At 61.0% G+C, this 15,928-nt stretch carries 11 protein-coding genes; 3 read left to right on the forward strand and 8 right to left on the reverse strand.

From position 1 onward, the window contains the following. Positions 1-231 precede the first annotated feature (231 nt). The 6 genes from AC1D1Z_RS26995 to AC1D1Z_RS27020 all read right to left on the reverse strand — a co-directional run bounded on the left by AC1D1Z_RS26995 (position 232) and on the right by AC1D1Z_RS27020 (position 6,730). A complete protein-coding gene (locus AC1D1Z_RS26995) occupies positions 232-1,293 on the reverse strand; it encodes an ABC transporter ATP-binding protein (RefSeq protein ID WP_018245493.1) in 1,062 nt (353 codons plus the stop codon). Between the two features lie 22 nt (positions 1,294-1,315). Further along, positions 1,316-2,170 (reverse strand): sugar phosphate isomerase/epimerase family protein, encoded by an 855-nt coding sequence (locus AC1D1Z_RS27000; protein ID WP_018245494.1) that lies wholly within the window; start codon positions 2,168-2,170, stop codon positions 1,316-1,318. A 48-nt stretch (positions 2,171-2,218) separates the two neighbouring features. Next, positions 2,219-3,457: an ROK family transcriptional regulator gene (locus tag AC1D1Z_RS27005; protein ID WP_018245495.1), complete on the reverse strand. Its 1,239-nt coding sequence runs from the start codon at positions 3,455-3,457 to the stop codon at positions 2,219-2,221. A 34-nt stretch (positions 3,458-3,491) separates the two neighbouring features. Beyond that, positions 3,492-4,334 carry a carbohydrate ABC transporter permease gene (locus AC1D1Z_RS27010; RefSeq protein WP_018245496.1) on the reverse strand — a complete coding sequence of 281 codons (843 nt, stop codon included), beginning with the start codon at positions 4,332-4,334 and terminating at the stop codon, positions 3,492-3,494. Further along, on the reverse strand, positions 4,331-5,260 hold the full coding sequence (locus AC1D1Z_RS27015; protein WP_018245497.1) for a carbohydrate ABC transporter permease: 930 nt from the start codon (positions 5,258-5,260) through the stop codon (positions 4,331-4,333). The genes AC1D1Z_RS27010 and AC1D1Z_RS27015 overlap by 4 nt, the downstream gene beginning before the upstream one ends. Before the next feature lie 171 nt (positions 5,261-5,431). Beyond that, positions 5,432-6,730 carry a type 2 periplasmic-binding domain-containing protein gene (locus AC1D1Z_RS27020; RefSeq protein ID WP_026188676.1) on the reverse strand — a complete coding sequence of 433 codons (1,299 nt, stop codon included), beginning with the start codon at positions 6,728-6,730 and terminating at the stop codon, positions 5,432-5,434. A gap of 394 nt (positions 6,731-7,124) precedes the next feature. Here AC1D1Z_RS27020 and AC1D1Z_RS27025 point away from each other — a divergent pair, with 394 nt between their 5' ends. Further along, positions 7,125-8,171, forward strand: a complete 1,047-nt coding sequence (locus tag AC1D1Z_RS27025) for a Gfo/Idh/MocA family protein (protein ID WP_018245499.1) — start codon at positions 7,125-7,127, stop codon at positions 8,169-8,171. A gap of 8 nt (positions 8,172-8,179) precedes the next feature. Here the strand turns inward: AC1D1Z_RS27025 and AC1D1Z_RS27030 are convergent, their stop codons facing one another. Then, a complete protein-coding gene (locus AC1D1Z_RS27030) occupies positions 8,180-9,319 on the reverse strand; it encodes an ROK family transcriptional regulator (RefSeq protein ID WP_477852130.1) in 1,140 nt (379 codons plus the stop codon). A gap of 241 nt (positions 9,320-9,560) precedes the next feature. Here AC1D1Z_RS27030 and AC1D1Z_RS27035 point away from each other — a divergent pair, with 241 nt between their 5' ends. Continuing rightward, positions 9,561-12,587: an alpha-mannosidase gene (locus AC1D1Z_RS27035; protein ID WP_477852131.1), complete on the forward strand. Its 3,027-nt coding sequence runs from the start codon at positions 9,561-9,563 to the stop codon at positions 12,585-12,587. A gap of 69 nt (positions 12,588-12,656) precedes the next feature. On the opposite strand, the gene AC1D1Z_RS27040 is transcribed toward AC1D1Z_RS27035, so the two are convergent. Further along, a complete protein-coding gene (locus AC1D1Z_RS27040; RefSeq protein WP_018245502.1) occupies positions 12,657-13,295 on the reverse strand; it encodes a TetR/AcrR family transcriptional regulator in 639 nt (212 codons plus the stop codon). 201 nt (positions 13,296-13,496) lie between these two features. On the opposite strand from AC1D1Z_RS27040, the gene AC1D1Z_RS27045 reads away from it, so the two are divergent. Continuing rightward, on the forward strand, positions 13,497-15,928 hold a 2,432-nt coding region (locus AC1D1Z_RS27045), incomplete at its 3' end, for a glycoside hydrolase family 3 C-terminal domain-containing protein (RefSeq protein ID WP_477852132.1).

Raw genomic sequence — 15,928 nt, forward strand, 5'->3', positions numbered from 1 at the left:
GAGGAAACCACAGCCGCCAGCATCACGCTCGCCAGCGAGGCCGAGCGCCTGCGCGAACTGGTCACGCAGTTCGAATTGGGCAGGACACAGCCCGACACCCGAACGTATCGCGACGCAGCCTGAACCGAGCGCGGAAAACCGACCGTGAAGGACTGAGAGTTTCGGGGCCGGGGGCGCGGAAAACGCGCCCCCGGCTGGCGCCGGCCGAAGGGGAGGGGGCAATCGGCCGGGTCAGTTCAACGGGGCTTCACCTGATGTGATCCGCTGCTCGTCTCCGGCAAACAGATGAACCGCATCGTGGATTGGCGCAATCCTCAGCACCTCGCCGGGGGCTGCCCTGATCCGGTCCCTGAAGACGCAAGTGAGCGTCTGCGTTCCCAACCGGGCGATGAGCAGCGTTTCCGAACCCGTGGGCTCGACGACCACCGTCGTGACCTCGATGCCGCCCGGGTCCAACCGGAGATGCTCGGGACGAATGCCGTAGGTCACGGCTTCAGGCGGACGGCGCTCGCTCGGCAGGAGCAGGCCATCGGCGGTTCGAAACCCATCTTCCGTCATGTTGCCGCTGATGAAATTCATCGCCGGCGAGCCGATGAATCCGGCGACGAAAAGGTTGTTCGGACGATCGTACAATTCCAACGGAGAACCCGACTGCTCGATCAGACCGTCCTTCATGACGACGATCTTGTCGGCCATGGTCATGGCTTCGATCTGGTCGTGGGTGACATAGATGGTCGTCGTCTGCAGCCGTTGATGCAATTCCTTGATCTCCGAGCGCATCTGCACCCTGAGCTTGGCATCGAGGTTCGACAGGGGTTCGTCGAAGAGAAAGACGGCCGGGTCGCGCACGATTGCCCGTCCCATCGCCACGCGCTGTCTCTGGCCGCCAGAAAGCTGCTTCGGATATCTCTCCAGGAGACTTTCGAGGCCGAGAATCTTCGCGGCGTTGCCCACCCGCTGATCGATCTCCGTCCGCGGCATTCGTTTCAGCCGCAGCGAAAAGCCCATGTTCTTTGCAACGGTCATATGCGGGTAGAGTGCGTAATTCTGGAACACCATGGCGATGTCCCGATCCTTGGGCGCAAGCTCGTTGACGATATGCTTTCCGATCTGGATCTGCCCTGAGGTAATGCCCTCCAGGCCGGCAATCATCCTCAAAAGCGTGGATTTGCCGCAGCCAGAGGGCCCGACCAGAACGACGAACTCGCCGTCGCCAATGTCGACCGATACGCCTTTGATGGCTTTGAACGCACCATAATCCTTGCGCGCATTGTTGACCGAAACATGGGCCATAACAGTCCTCCCGAAATCGCTATCAAAGTCCGCTCAGGACATTTCTCAAATAATCGAGGCCGAGGCGCTCGCCGTCTTTGCGAGCGGCTAAGTCCTTGCCCGGCCAGCCATAGGCGGCATCCTCATGTTCGATCGACAACGTGCCGTCGAAGCCAGCCCCGCGAGCCTGGCGCAGGAACCTCGGCCAATCGATGAGGCCGAGCCCCGGCAGCTTGTATTGCCACCAGCCCTTGCCGTGATAGCCGACAGCCTGCAGGCTCTCCGGATCTATTGCCGTGTCCTTGGCGTGAAGGATTGCAATGCGATCCTTCACCGTCGCCATCGCCTGGTAGGGATCGACGCCAATGCGAATGAGGTGGGAGGGGTCGAATTCCAGCCCGAACCGGGGATCCTTGATTCTCTGAAAAAGCTCCTGCCACCCTCTTGGCGTCGTTCCGATGAAATTGTCCTTGGGACCCGGCCAGTTCTCGATTGCGAAGGTCAGGCCGTAGGACTGCGTCTGCGCGATCAGCCCGTTGGCGAAATCGGCGAAATCATCATAGTTGGCTTCGTCGCTTGCGGTGTCGTCCCGGCCTGGGAAGATCACAAAGATTGGGACACCCGCTTCACCGATCGCGCCGGCAAATTCGGCGGTCTTCGCCCGAAGCGCCTCACGCTTTGCGCGGTCAGCATCGAGCTGATTGCCGAAATAGGTGATCGACGACACGAATAGGTTGCGGCTGCGTGCGAGCGCGACGGCTGCCTCCACCCGATCGGGCGTCTTGATATGGCCGCCGACATCGATCTCGATTGCGTCGAAACCTGCCGATGCGGCGAAATCCACCACTTCCTCCAGGGGGCGATCGTTGAATGTCGAGGTGTAAAAGCCGATCTTCACCAAAATCCTCCCGTCTTCACCAAAATCCGTGGGGCCTTGCCGGCCGTTTCAACTGTTCAGGCGGTCCATATTCTTGAGCGGCGAACGTGTGCGTTGAGCAGCATCCGCCGATGCGAGCATCAGGGCTGCTGCCATCGGCATGGCCGCCGCTCCCATGGCCGAGGCATCCTCTCCGAGCGAGGCGCGATGAAGCGAGGGAAGGCTGGTGTCCTCGGCATCGAGATGCTCGTGCACGTAGCGCAGCAATTCGTCGACGATGCGGATCGGCAGTCTGCCGCCGACGAGGACGGCGTCGGGGTCGACGATCATGCCGATATGCTTGACGGCGACTGCCAGATGCGCGCTCATTTCCTTCAGCCATTGCGACACGAGGCGCCTGCCATGCGCATCCAACGTCAGGAGATCGTGCGGAACACTCACCTCGACGCCGTGCTGCGCGAGGAAATCATAGAGGAAGAACAGCGAGAATATCTCGCCGAGAAGCTGGACCTTATGGGCCTTCCCGTCCCCGCCGTCGGCAATCGGAAGCCAGCCGATTTCGCCGCTGAGGCCCATGGCGCCGCGATGACCGTTGCCATCGAGCACGAGGCCACCACCCGGGCACGGATTGATGGCGATGTAGAAGAAGCTGCTGCTTTCGGCACCCAGTCCATAGTCGAGTTCGGCAAGGGCGGCGGCATTGGCTTCGTTTTCGATGAAGACGGGATGCTGCGTCAGGTTTTCCAATGCTGCGCGCACATCGAATGCTGTCCATTCCTGATAGGTCTTGGGCTTGCCGAGGAGCGAAATCTCGCCAAGCCAATCCGGCATCGCCAGACCGATGCCGGCGAGGCGCGCGTCGTCAATGAGCCGGCTGCGCTGGAAATGCGAAATCGCATCGGCCGTTAGCTGCAGGAATTCCGCCGGCAGGATGAAACGTTTCTCGTGATGCACGCGGGCGCGGACATTGCCGACGGCATCGACGGCCAGGATCGTCAGATGGTCGCGATCGATGTTGATGCCGATGGCAAAACAGGCATCCGGATTGATTTCGAGTTCGATTGCCGGCTGGCCTCTCAACCCGTGCCGCCGGCGGGCTTCCATGATCAGCCCCTCGTCCAGCAGGCGATCGACGATCCGGGCGATTGCCGGTTTGGTAAAACCCGTCCGCCTGGCGATTTCGGCGCGCGAAATCGGCGCCTGGCGATGAATGCAGCGCAGGACGACCGCCCTGTTGTGCTCGCCAGCATCTTCGACATTGGCGCCGGTCAGATCCGGGGACAGCCTGGCGCCGAGTGTCTGGTTCATGCTCGAAATCCTTCCTTGCGCATAGACTGACCGCTCATCCCTTGACTGCGCCGCTGGTCATCGCACCGAGGATCAGCCGCTGGAGCGACAGGAAGGCGACGATCGCCGGAACGACCGCGATCAGGCAGGCGGCGGCAAGCAGTTGGATGGACGAGTCGGTTTGCATGCCGCGGAAGTTAAAGATGCCGACGCCGATCGGCATCAGATCATTTTTCGTGAGCAACAGAAAAGGCACCAGAAATTGCGACCAGCCGGCGATCACCGTGATGATGAAGACCGAGGCTATGCCCGGCGCCGACAATGGCAGAACGATGCGCCAGAAGACGGAAAACCTGTTGCAGCCGTCGATCATGGCCGCTTCGTCGAGGCTGCGCGGGATGCCGTCGACCGTGCTCTTCAACAGCCAGGTCGCCAGCGGAACGCCCAGCGCGATGTAGACCATGACGACGGCAAAATGCGTATCCAGCAGGCCGAGACGGTTCATGTAGCGATAGAGCGGCACCATGATGACGAGCGGCGAGATCATCTGGAAGAGAAGCAGCCCCATCATCGACAGGCCCTTGCCCCGGAATTGAAATCGGGAAAAGGCGTAAGCCGCTGGCAGTGCGACGATCAGGACGCCCAGCCCACTGAGGGCGGCAAGCTTGAGACCATTCCAGAGATAGATCGGAAAGTAGCTGTTGTTCAAAACCGTGATGAAGTTATCGATGGTGGGATTGTTTGGAATATATCGCGCCGCGCCGCGATAGATCTCGCGCTTGTCACGCATCGCCATCGACAGGAGATAGGTGAGGGGGCCGGCGAAGAACACGAACATCACCAGCATGAAGAGATAGCTCATGGCATCGCCGAGCCGCGTTCCGGTCCGTCCGCTCATTGCTCTTCCTCCTTCGGCAGGAACGACGCATAGACGAAGGCGAGCCCGAGGCTGATGATCAGCATGAGCACGGAGAGCACGCTGCCGCCGGACAGGTCGTAGTTTCTAAAGACGATATTGAAGACGTAGAGTGAGATGACCTCGGTCGCACGCCCCGGACCGCCGCCCGTCAGCGTGATGATCGCATCGAAGGTATTCACCGTCTGGATCGTGATGAGGATCATATTGACCAGGATCGCCGCACGCAGCTGCGGAAGGGTAACGAAGAAAAACTGCTGCGATGCCGTCGCGCCGTCGACCTCGGCCGCTTCATAGAGCGAGGGATCGATCGACTTCAGCGCCGCATACATGACGACCATCGAAAATGCGGTGCCGCGCCATATGTTGGAGATGAGGGTGGACCACGGCGCAATAGCAGGGTCCGAGAGCCAGGCGACGGTCGGCATGTGCATCAGCCTCAGAATGCTGTTCAGCGCGCCATAAGGCGCTTCGGAAAAGAGCATCTGCCAGATGATGCCGCCGGCAATTCCGGGCACGACCCAGGCAACCAGCGCCGTCGTTCTGAGGATGGTGGTGCCGAACAAGCCGCGCTTTTCACCGCGGATGACCACGACAGCCACCGCAAGACCTAAAATCTGCTGACCGATGACACTGCCGCCGACAAAGATCAGGGTCGCCCAGAGAATGTCGGGCAGCTGCGGCGAGCTCAACGCATTGGTGATCGACCCCAGCGTATAATCCTGATTGTCGCCGATCAGCGTGGCGTTGGTGAATGAAAGTCTGAAAACGTCGATGACGGGATAAAGGTAGAAGATGCCGATGACGATGATCACGGGCATGATCCAGGGCAGGGGCGCGCCGGCAAAACGGCGCATGAACGATCTGCTTTGAGGCGGGCTGACAGCCTCGATGGCGATGGGGCTCATTAAAGCTTCTCTGTCCGGGTTTGGCTTGCGCATCGGCCCGAAAATCGGAATCGACTTTCGGAAAGCAGAATGCGTAGGTTCAAAGTGTTACAGCGTCCTTTGCGCGTATTAAAAGGCGCGCGCTGTAGGTCGACGGCGCCTGGCAGGCAGGCGCCGTCACGGTCGGAAGCACTAGAGACGCTTGTACGCCTCCAGCGCCGCGTTGAAGGCGGCATCCAAGGCGTCTTCCGGCTTTTTGGTCCCCGAGAGCACGTCGCCCATCATGATCTGGATCTGGTTGGAGATTTCGGGATAGATCGGCACACCAGGGCGCGCCTGTCCGTCGACCAGAGCCTTGGCGAAGGTCTTGTTGGCTTCAGTGGAGAAGACCTCATATTTGTCGAACAGCGATTTCCTGGTCGGCAACTGCTGCTGCAGCGCGTTTGCCGGGCCCATATAGACCTCGCGGGCGAGGTTGGCACACATCTCGACCTTGTCCTTGTCCTTGCTGAAGGAGGCGATCGTCCAGCCGCCGGTGCCGGTCGAGCGCTGATCGGCACTGGGACCGGGGATCGGCGAGAAGGTCCAGTTGTTGAACTCGTCTTCGTCGAGCGTGGCCTTCAGCTGCGCATATTGCCAGTTGCCGCCGATGAAGAGAGCTGTCGTCGCCGCTGCGGCCGCTGCATTCATATCGTCGTAATTCGCGATCGTGCTGACGCGCTTGGGCGCGGCGCCGGAATCGACGAGATCCTTGAAATAATTCAGCGCCTTCAGGAATTTCTCCTTGTTCTCGCCTTCGCCGAATACCGGCTTGCCCGAGTCGTCGACGAGCTTGCCGCCGAGCGCCCAATAATTCGCGAGCCAGTCGAACGTCGTCCCTTCCCAGCGCCCGCCATTGAAGAGAACGCCTTCCATGCCTTCCTTGGTGGAGGCGAGCGCGGCCTTTTTCAGGTCGTCCCATGTCTGCGGCGCATCCGCAACGATCGACTTGTTGCGGTAGAGCACACGAAGGTCCGTATCCCACCACCAGGCGCGGACCGTCTGGTCCTTATCGGTGATGCCGCTGCGGATGAAGGGGAACAGGTCATCCACTTCCTCCTTCGAAAAATACGGCGTGAAGTCCGCAAGCACGTGATTGACCATGAACTGCGAGAGGACGAAGGAGTCGACAGCGGCGCAATCAGGCGCGTTGCCGGCCTTGGCCTGCTCCAGCATCTTGGCCTGTTCCGTGCCRATGTCAGAGGACATGAATTGCATCTGCAATTTCCAGTCCGGATGCTTCTTGATGAAATCGACGAAGAGCTTCTGATAGCCCTCGGCGATCGCCGGATCCGAATTGTTGGGACTGTCGTTCGTCAAACGGACGACGAGGGATTTTGGCGCATCGGCAAGGCCAATCCTGTCCTTCGTGGCAAGTTCCTGGGCAAATGAAGTAGATGCTGAAAATAACATGGTGCTCAGCGCAAATACGCTGATGGTGGCGCTCTTCATGATGGGTCTCCTCCCCATTTTGAACGGATACAGCCTGGCGGTCGGTTGACCTCTCCTCATTTCCGTGCTGCATTAATTAGATTAAGTTACTTTGATTTGATGTCAAGCCACAGCTTGGGAGGCCAGAACCTGGGAGGTTGAGATGCTGGCGACAATCAACAGCAGCTAGTGCATAATTTCCGAAAATCGAGATCGATTTTCGGAAAAGGATCCGCGCCATTAACGTGATGGAGCGTCCTGTCGGGCGCACGGCGCATCGACCGCAGTTTTCCTGAAACAGAGAGAAGCCGATCGCGGATGGCCGCGATGGCAGGAGTGCGATTTTGCCCGGCTGCACGCCGGAGCTCAGCTCTGACACACCCGCGTCCGATAGGATGCGCTAGGGGAGGATAAGATGCGTTTACTCATTCTCGGTACCGGCGGAATGGCCAACCAGCATGCCGCCAAGTTCAAGGCGATCGAAGGCGTCAGTGTCGTGGGCGGCGTCGATATCGTCCCGGAAAGGCTCGCGGCCTTTTGCACCGAACATGGCATCGCCAACCATTTCACGACCCTTGAGGAAGCTCTCGCCTGGGGCGAATTCGACGCAGTGGCAAACGTCACGCCGGACCGCATTCACCACCCGACGACGCTGCAGGCGATCGCAGCCGGCAAGCACGTCTTCTGCGAAAAACCGCTCGCCACCGATGCGATCAAGGCCATGGAGATGACCGAAGCCATCGAGCGATCGGGCAAGGTCGGCATGGTCAATTTCACCTATCGCAACTCGCCGGCTCTCCAGAAAGGCCGGCAGATGGTGCTCGCCGGCGAAATCGGGCAAGTGCGCCATGTCGAGGCGTCGCATCTGCAAAGCTGGCTGGTCGGTCGTCATTGGGGCGACTGGAAGAGCGAAAGCAAATGGCTGTGGCGGCTGAGCAAAAAACATGGATCCAACGGCGCGCTCGGCGATATCGGAATTCACATCGTCGATTTTGCGTCCTACGGTTCAGGGCTTGACGTTGCCCATGTATTCGCGCGGCTGAAGACCTTCGACAAGGCGCCGGGCCACAAGATCGGCGAATATGATCTTGATGCGAATGACAGCTTTACGATGAATGTCGATTTCACCAATGGGGCGATCGGGACGATCCAGGCGACGCGCACCGCGGCCGGACAGATGGATCAGCTGCGCCTCAGGGTCTATGGCGAAACCGGCTCGATCGAGATGATCTACGATACCGGTAAATCGACACTTCGCGCCTGCCTTGGAGAAGACGTGCACACGGCGACCTGGCGTGACGTTCCCTTCGATCCGGTCGAGACCAACTACCAGCGTTTCGTCCAGGCCGTGCGGGCGGGAAAGACGCAGGAACCATCATTCCGGCGGGCGGCCAATATCCAGAAAGTCCTGGACAAGGCGCTGGCTTCCGATCTTAGCCACGCCGATGAAGCACTCGGCTGAGCCGGCCATCAGGCCGAAGCAGGCGGCAGCAGCAAAGTGTTGAGGAAGGGCAGGAGGGCTGCACCGAGCGCAACGCCGCCGCCACTGAAGCTCGCGGGTTTCATCGGCGAAATCCAGGGCGTCAGCAAGGGCCTCGTCGAGGTGTCGCGCCGCTCGATGGAAAGCTGATGGATCAGCGCTTCGATCACACCCTGTGGCAAATCGCTCCCGATCATGACGACGCTCGGAGCGAGGAATCCAGCCATGGCGATGATCGGGTCGAGCAGATGACCAGCGGCCTCCCRTATCCATTGCGACAGTGACGACGAGGGGAATTCTTCCCCCTGCAACAGGCGGGTGAAGTCCTGGTCGCCGATCCGCGATCGCAGGGATTCGAAACCGACGACGGTGTTCAGCTGGACATTATCCGGGCCGGTCAGCATTTCGCCGATGCTGCCTGCCCGACCATGCACGCCGGAATAGGGAATACCGCGAATGAGAAAGCCGGCCTGAACGTCGTCGTCGATAATGATCATCGCAAGTCCGCCTTCCCTGCCGGAGCTACCGATCGTGCGTTCGGCGAGAAGGCTCGCCGTACACTCGTTCTCGACATAAGGACGCGCGATCGTCGACATCGCGGCGATCTGATCGCTTTGATCCTGCGTCCAGTCGTTGGCGGCGATGCCAAGGCCGATGATCGGCAATGCGGCATGACGGTCGACCATATCCCTGACCGCCGCATGCACGAGGCCGACTTTGTCTGCGGGGTCCAGCTCGATATAGACCCGGTCATGGACCTGACCACTCAGATCGATGAGCACGGCCTCGCCACGCCTTTGGCGAAGCTTGACGCCGATCGAGAAAGCACCTTCCGGGCGCAAGGCAAACTCGGTAGCGGTGGCGCCTCCGCCAAGGCCATTGCGGCGGTTGGAGGTGACAAGCTTTTCCTCGGCCAGTCGGCGGAGAATATTGGTAATGCCGGGGCCGGTAAGGCCGCAATGCCGGCCAAGCTCCATCCGGGTTAGCGGGCCGTGGCGGCGGATGGCTTCCAGAATGACGCGAATATTTCGATCGGCAATTTCACCGGACCGCAGACCGACTGTTTTGGCGCGCGGGGCGCCTGTATCCTGGGTTTGAAGCCGACGCGGCCCTGATCGAAGATACCGCATAGTCGCCGTCCTTAGAGCTATACGACGCTTTTGTAACACGCCTTCGTCTGCCGCAATGAATTTCTTACGGACTTGACGGGAAATCAAAGTTACTTAATCTAAGGCTGCAGGCCTGCTTGGAGGAGAGGGCCGCGCAAATCGCGATCTTGATCGCGCCATCTTCATCTCCCCCAAACCATGACCATGACCCCAAAAGCATGACGACAAGATTGTCAGCCGTCGATTTTCAACAGGATAAGCCATGCCTCTGACCATTGCCCAGCGCCTCGATCGTCTCAAAGTTCGCATTGCCGAGTTGGCTCATTGGCGAGATCGACAAAGTGCCGCGATCGACGGCTGGACTTTCGAGAGCGAGCCGATCGCACATCACCAAGATTGGCCGCACCGCCAGGGGGTGGTGCATTTTGCCGTGAGCGCTGAAGCGCCGGAGGCGTGGCCTCTGGCAGATATTCGCCTGCAACTCGATCTTGGTGGCGAGAGCCTGATCACGCTGAGCTACCCCGACGGTCAGACCGAAACATTCGGTCTCGATCCCTATCATCAGGAATTCCCGGTGAAGGGTCGCCGCTTTTCGATCGCAACGGAAACCGTCGCCCGGTTTCCGTTCGGCGAGCCCAATCGTGCTCCGCGGCTCAACAAGGCCCGGTTTATCTGGCTCGATGGCCCGGCTCACCGCCTGCATCTTCTGTTGAAGCAGGTTGCCGAGGCAATCGATGTGCTGGGCGAGCATGAAGTCGTGCCGCATCTGATGGATGCCGCCGAGCATGCGTTGCGCAGTCTCGATTGGCCGTCGGATACGGCGGCTTATATCTCCCGCACATCCGGCGCCGTCATGCAGCAGAAGATTTGGGAACTGCCGGAGCTTGAAGCTAATCCGGCAGGCCTCACGGAAGAGCAAAGCGCTTCGGCAGCCACGGCCTTCGAGGCTCTGACGGCGCGGCTGAAAGAGTTGCAGAAGCGCTTCCCGCCGAATGGAGAACTGCTGCTGACGGGCCATGCGCATATCGATCTCGCCTGGCTTTGGCCCTATCGCGAGACGCGGCGGAAAATGCGGCGCACCTTCAATACGGCGCTCTCGCTGATGGAGCGCTCCGACGATTTCCGCTTCAATCAATCGACCGCCCATTATTACGCGCAGATGGAAGAGGAGGATCCGGAGCTTCTCGATCGCATCAAGAAGAAGGTCGCGGACGGAAAGTGGGAAACCGTCGGCGGCATGTGGGTGGAGCCCGACACGAACATGCCGACCGGCGAAAGTCTCGCCCGTCAGGTTCTCTACGGCCAGCGTTATTTCGAGAAGACCTTCGGCACGCGCCATACGGTCTGCTGGCTGCCGGATTGCTTCGGCTTTTCAGGCGCGCTGCCGCAGATCCTGAGACAGGGCGGTATCGACAGTTTCTTCACGATCAAGGTCAACTGGAGCGAGACCAATCATATTCCCTCCGACCTCTTCTGGTGGAAGGGCCTCGACGGCAGCCAGGTGCTGACCCATACGTTCGACAATCCGATGCAGGGTTATAACGGCTTCGTGCAACCCGATTGCTACGTGCCGACGTGGAAGAATTTCCGCGGCAAGACGCAGCACGATACCTCGCTTCTGGCCGTCGGTTATGGCGACGGCGGCGGCGGCGTCACGCCCGAGATGGTGGAGCGCGAAGTGCAGTTGCGCGATTTCCCGGCGATCCCGCAGGCGCGCTGGGGCACCGTCAAAAGCTATTACGAGCAGGCGCACCGCACCGCGGGGGAAAAGAGCCTTCCGGTGTGGGATGGCGAAATCTATCTCGAACTGCACCGCGCCACGCTGACGTCGCAAAGCGGCGTCAAGCGCAAGCACCGCCAGGCCGAACGTGCGCTGATCACCGCCGAAGCCATCGCTTCGCTTGGGCACATGCTCGGAGCAGACAAGCCCCAGAGCCTCGAAGCCGATTGGCGCGTCGTGCTGAAGAACGAATTTCATGACATTCTGCCGGGCTCGAGCATCCGTGAAGTCTATCAGGATGCGGAGCAGGAACTGGGCGGCGTCATCGACCGTGCCAAGATCGAGCAGGCGAGGGCATTGCAGGCGCTGTCGGCCAAGCTGCCGAAGGGCGGGGTTGGCGATGCCCTCGTCGTCGTCAATCCGTCTCTTGCGGCCAGACCGCTCAGCGCAACGCTCTCCGACGGCACGGTCGTCTCGGCCGCCGATGTCGTCGCCCCCCTGTCCGTCGCGGTCTTCGACAAGGGCACGCTCAAGCCCGCGAGTGGGCTGAAGGCCGGCCCCGGCCATCTCGAAAACGAATACCTCTCGGTCGCAATCGGCAAGGACGGGGCGGTCGTTAGCCTCATCCATAAGGCCACGGGCCGGGAAGCGGTCRACGGCTCGGCAAATCAGCTCTGGGTCTATCCGGCCGACAAGCCGCGCAACTGGGACGCCTGGGACATCGATGCGGATTATGCCGAAAAGGCCGTCCGCCTCGATGCCCCGGAAAGCATCACGCTCGTTGAAGAAGGGCCGCACCGAGCGGCGATCCGCGTCGTCTACCGCTACCGGAATTCGAGCGTCACGCAGACCTATGTGCTGACGGCCAACGCCAGGCGCCTCGACATCGAAACGACGATCGACTGGCATGACCGCCGCACCCTTCTGCGCACGCTGAACCCGGTCGCCGCATTGGCCCGGAAGGCAACGTTCGAATGCGCCTTCGGCATCGTCGAGCGGGCAACGCACACGAACACGTCCTGGGAACAGGCGATGTTCGAGGCCGTCGCGCACCGCTTCGTCGATATCAGCGAGCCGGGCTTCGGGGTCGCACTGCTCAACAATGCCAAATACGGTCATAGCGCCCGCGGCAATGTGATCGGCATGAGCCTCGTGCGCGGTCCGATCTATCCGGATCCGCTGGCCGATGAAGGCGAGCAGAGCTTTACCTATGCGCTGATGCCGCATGAAGGCACCTGGCATGAAGGCGGCGTCCTCGACGAGGCGATCGAGCTCAATCAACCGCTCGTCGCGGCTGAGGCCAGCGGCCTCTCCACCGGCACCTTCGCGCCGCTTGTGGTAAGCGGCATCCCTGTCGCGTTCTCAGGCCTGAAGCCGGCAGAAGAAGGCGATGGTCTCGTCCTGCGCCTTTACGAACCAGCTGGCCGGCGCGGCAACCTCTCCCTCGGCCTACCTTCCGGATGGGCAGCATCGCAGCCGCTGAACATTCTCGAAGAGCCGATGGAGCGGAAGGGACCTGCCGACATCATGCCGTTCGAAATCCGGACTTGGAAGCTGAAGAAAGCTTGAGGCTATGTCTTGGTCGACGGCTCTCTCTCACTTCTGTGCCGCGCAATGATCCGCGGCGCTCAACCAAGCTCAGCCCTCTAAACCAAGGCTCGCCAACAGCCGGCTGATATAAGCTTCCAACCCGCCGACCATGTCGAAGCGGGTGGGATCGCGCAGCCAGAGCATCTGAAGGCCGTCCATCACCGCGATCAGTTCGGCCGCTATTGCCCTGCCGTCAATCTTGCCGTCGATCGAGCCATCGGCGACGGCCTCTTCGAAGGTCGCGGCGATGTCATTCTGCAGTTGGGTGGCGCGATCGAGAAACCATCCTTTGGCCGGGTGATCCTTCATCAGGCTCTCGGCACTCAGGATGGCGAAGGCCCTGATGACCTCGACCATATCGGCGTTGCGGCGGAAGACCTCGACCATGCCCTTGAGCAGGCCGCGGAGATCGGAACGATGGGGCCTGATGAAGCTTTCGCTTTCGCGATCGCGCTTATCCAGAATGGCGAGCAGGAGATCGACCTTGGTCGGGAAATGGTGCAGCAGGCCGGGCAGCGACAGGCCGACGTCGCGGGCAACATCCGCGATGGCGGCATTCTGGTAGCCGTCTTCGGCGAAGCGCCGCATCGCAGCCGTCAGGATCTCCGCGCGGCGCGCTTCGCCCTTGCGGGATCTGCGTCGTCGCTTTTCGTCCTGTCCGGTATTCGATTCGGAAAACTCTGCCATCGCCTCTCCCGTCGGTTTCTCCGGCGCTCTTTATCCATACATTAGGCTTCGCCAGTTGACATCTTAAAAATACCGAGTACTCGGTAGGTTTACGAACTACCTTACGTGCTGAGAAGTGCGCGTTTGCCGCCGATGGGTTAGCACCGCGCTTGCTCCGGCAATACTTCACGGCAACCGAATTCCATTGAAGGGGAGGTTTGCATGATCGATTCCATTCTCGACAAGATGACGCTCGAGGAGCAGGTCTCCCTGTTGTCCGGCGCCGATTTCTGGACGACGGTTCCCGTCGAGCGTCTTGATGTGCCGAAGATCAAGGTGACGGACGGACCGAATGGCGCCCGCGGCGCCGGTTCGCTGGTCGGCGGCGTCAAGGCGACCTGTTTTCCCACCGCCATCGCGCTCGGCGCCACCTGGAATCCCGATCTGGTCGAGCGCATGGGTGTGGCGCTTGCCCACCAGGCGAAGAGCAAGGGTGCCGCCGTACTGCTCGCGCCTACGGTGAATATCCATCGTTCCGGCCTCAACGGGCGAAATTTCGAATGTTATTCCGAGGATCCGATGCTGACCGCGGAACTCGCCGTCGCCTATATCAAAGGCGTGCAGAGCCAGGGGATCGCGGCGACGATCAAGCACTTCGCCGGCAATGAATCCGAGATAGAGCGGCAGACCATGTCTTCCGATGTCGACGAGCGGACGCTGCGCGAAATCTACTTTCCGCCCTTCGAACAGGCTGTCAAACGCGCCGGCGTGATGGCCGTCATGTCCTCCTATAACCGCCTCAACGGCACCTATACGAGCGAGCATGAGTGGCTGCTGACCAAGGTGCTGCGCCAGGAATGGGGATTCGACGGCATCGTCATGTCCGACTGGTTCGGTTCGCATTCGACGGCCGAGACGATCAATGCCGGGCTTGATCTCGAGATGCCCGGCCCGGCGCGCGATCGCGGCGAGAAGCTGGTTGCGGCCGTGCGCGAGGGCAGGGTCGAAGCCGCCACCGTGCGGGCGGCGGCGCAGCGGATCCTGCTTCTACTCGAGCGGGTCGGCGCGTTCGAGAAGAAGCCCGACCTTACGGAGCAGGCGGTCGACCTGCCGGAAGACCGGGCGCTGATCCGGCGTCTCGGCGCAGAGGGCGCAGTCCTTTTGAAGAACGACGGCATACTGCCGCTTGCCAAGACGTCGCTCGACCGGATCGCCGTCATCGGACCCAACGCCGCGAGCGCGCGCGTCATGGGCGGTGGCAGCGCGCAGATCGCGGCGCATTACGTGGTCAGTCCGCTCGAAGGGATTCGAGCCGCCCTTTCCAATGCCAATAGCGTCAGCCACGCCGTCGGCTGCCGCCATAACCGTCTGATCGAGGTGGCCAAGGGAAAGATCACCGTCGAATATTTCAAGGGACGCGGCTGCCGGGGCACTCCGCTTCATGTCGAGACCGTCGACAAGGGTGAGTTCTTTTGGTTCGAACTGCCGGCGGCCGAGCTCGACCCCACCGATTTCTCGGCACGGATGACGATGCAATTCGTGCCGGGGGAGAGCGGCGATCATGTCTTCGGCATGACCAATGCCGGACTGGCGCGGCTCTTCGTCGATGGCAGGCTGACGGTTGACGGCCATGACGGCTGGGCACGCGGCGAAAACTATTTCGGCACGGCCAATGACGAACAGCGCGGCACGGTAGCGCTCGATGCGGGCAAAGCCCATGCCGTCACCGTCGAATATGACCCGCCGGTGGCGAACGAAGAGGGGATCAACCTCACGGCCATTCGGTTCGGCGTCGAAAAGCCCTTGGGCGAGGCCGATATCGAAGATGCCGTCGAGACGGCGCTGAATGCCGATGTGGCGCTTCTCTTCGTCGGCCGCGACGGCGAATGGGATACCGAGGGCTTGGACCTGCCCGACATGCGGCTTCCGGGGCGGCAGGAAGAGCTGATCGAGCGGGTTGCGGCCGCCAACGCCAACACCGTGGTCGTGCTGCAGACCGGCGGTCCGGTGGAAATGCCGTGGCTCGGCAAGGTTCGCGCCGTGCTGCAGATCTGGTATCCTGGGCAGGAGCTGGGCAATGCCGTCGCCGATGTCCTATTCGGCGATGTCGAGCCCGGCGGACGCCTGCCGCAGACATTCCCGAAGGCGCTTGCCGACAATTCCGCCATCACAGGCGATCCGGCCGTCTATCCGGGTAAGGATGGGCATGTACGCTATGCCGAAGGCGTCTTCGTCGGCTATCGTCATCACGATACGCGTGCTGTCGAACCGCTCTTCCCCTTCGGTTTCGGCCTTGGCTATACGCGCTTCAGCTGGAGCGAGCCGCGCCAGTCGGCGAGCGAAATGGGTGCCGAAGGCGTGACGGTCAGCATCGATCTGACAAATATCGGCGATCGGGCCGGATCGGAACTGGTACAGCTCTATGTGCGTTCGCCAAAGTCAAAGGTGGAGCGGCCGGACAAGGAACTGCGCGCCTTCGCAAAGCTTTCGCTGCTGCCCGGTGAGACCGGCACGGCCGAAATGAAGATCATGCCGCGCGACCTCGCCTATTTCGACGTCGGGGCCGGCGCCTTCCGCGCCGAAGCCGGCGACTACCAGCTGGTGGTGGCTGCGAATGCCGCGGATATCAGGTTCATCATCGATCTGCCGTCACC

It is taken from the genome of Rhizobium sp. P1_E1 (genome assembly GCF_056406015.1).

Coding starts and splice junctions, on each gene's coding strand:
- AC1D1Z_RS26995 (WP_018245493.1), bottom strand. CDS start 1,293: ATGGCCCATGTTTCGGTCAACAATGCGCGCAAGGATTATGGTGCGTTC.
- AC1D1Z_RS27005 (WP_018245495.1), bottom strand. CDS start 3,457: ATGAACCAGACACTCGGCGCCAGGCTGTCCCCGGATCTGACCGGCGCC.
- AC1D1Z_RS27010 (WP_018245496.1), bottom strand. CDS start 4,334: ATGAGCGGACGGACCGGAACGCGGCTCGGCGATGCCATGAGCTATCTC.
- AC1D1Z_RS27015 (WP_018245497.1), bottom strand. CDS start 5,260: ATGAGCCCCATCGCCATCGAGGCTGTCAGCCCGCCTCAAAGCAGATCG.
- AC1D1Z_RS27025 (WP_018245499.1), top strand. CDS start 7,125: ATGCGTTTACTCATTCTCGGTACCGGCGGAATGGCCAACCAGCATGCC.
- AC1D1Z_RS27040 (WP_018245502.1), bottom strand. CDS start 13,295: ATGGCAGAGTTTTCCGAATCGAATACCGGACAGGACGAAAAGCGACGA.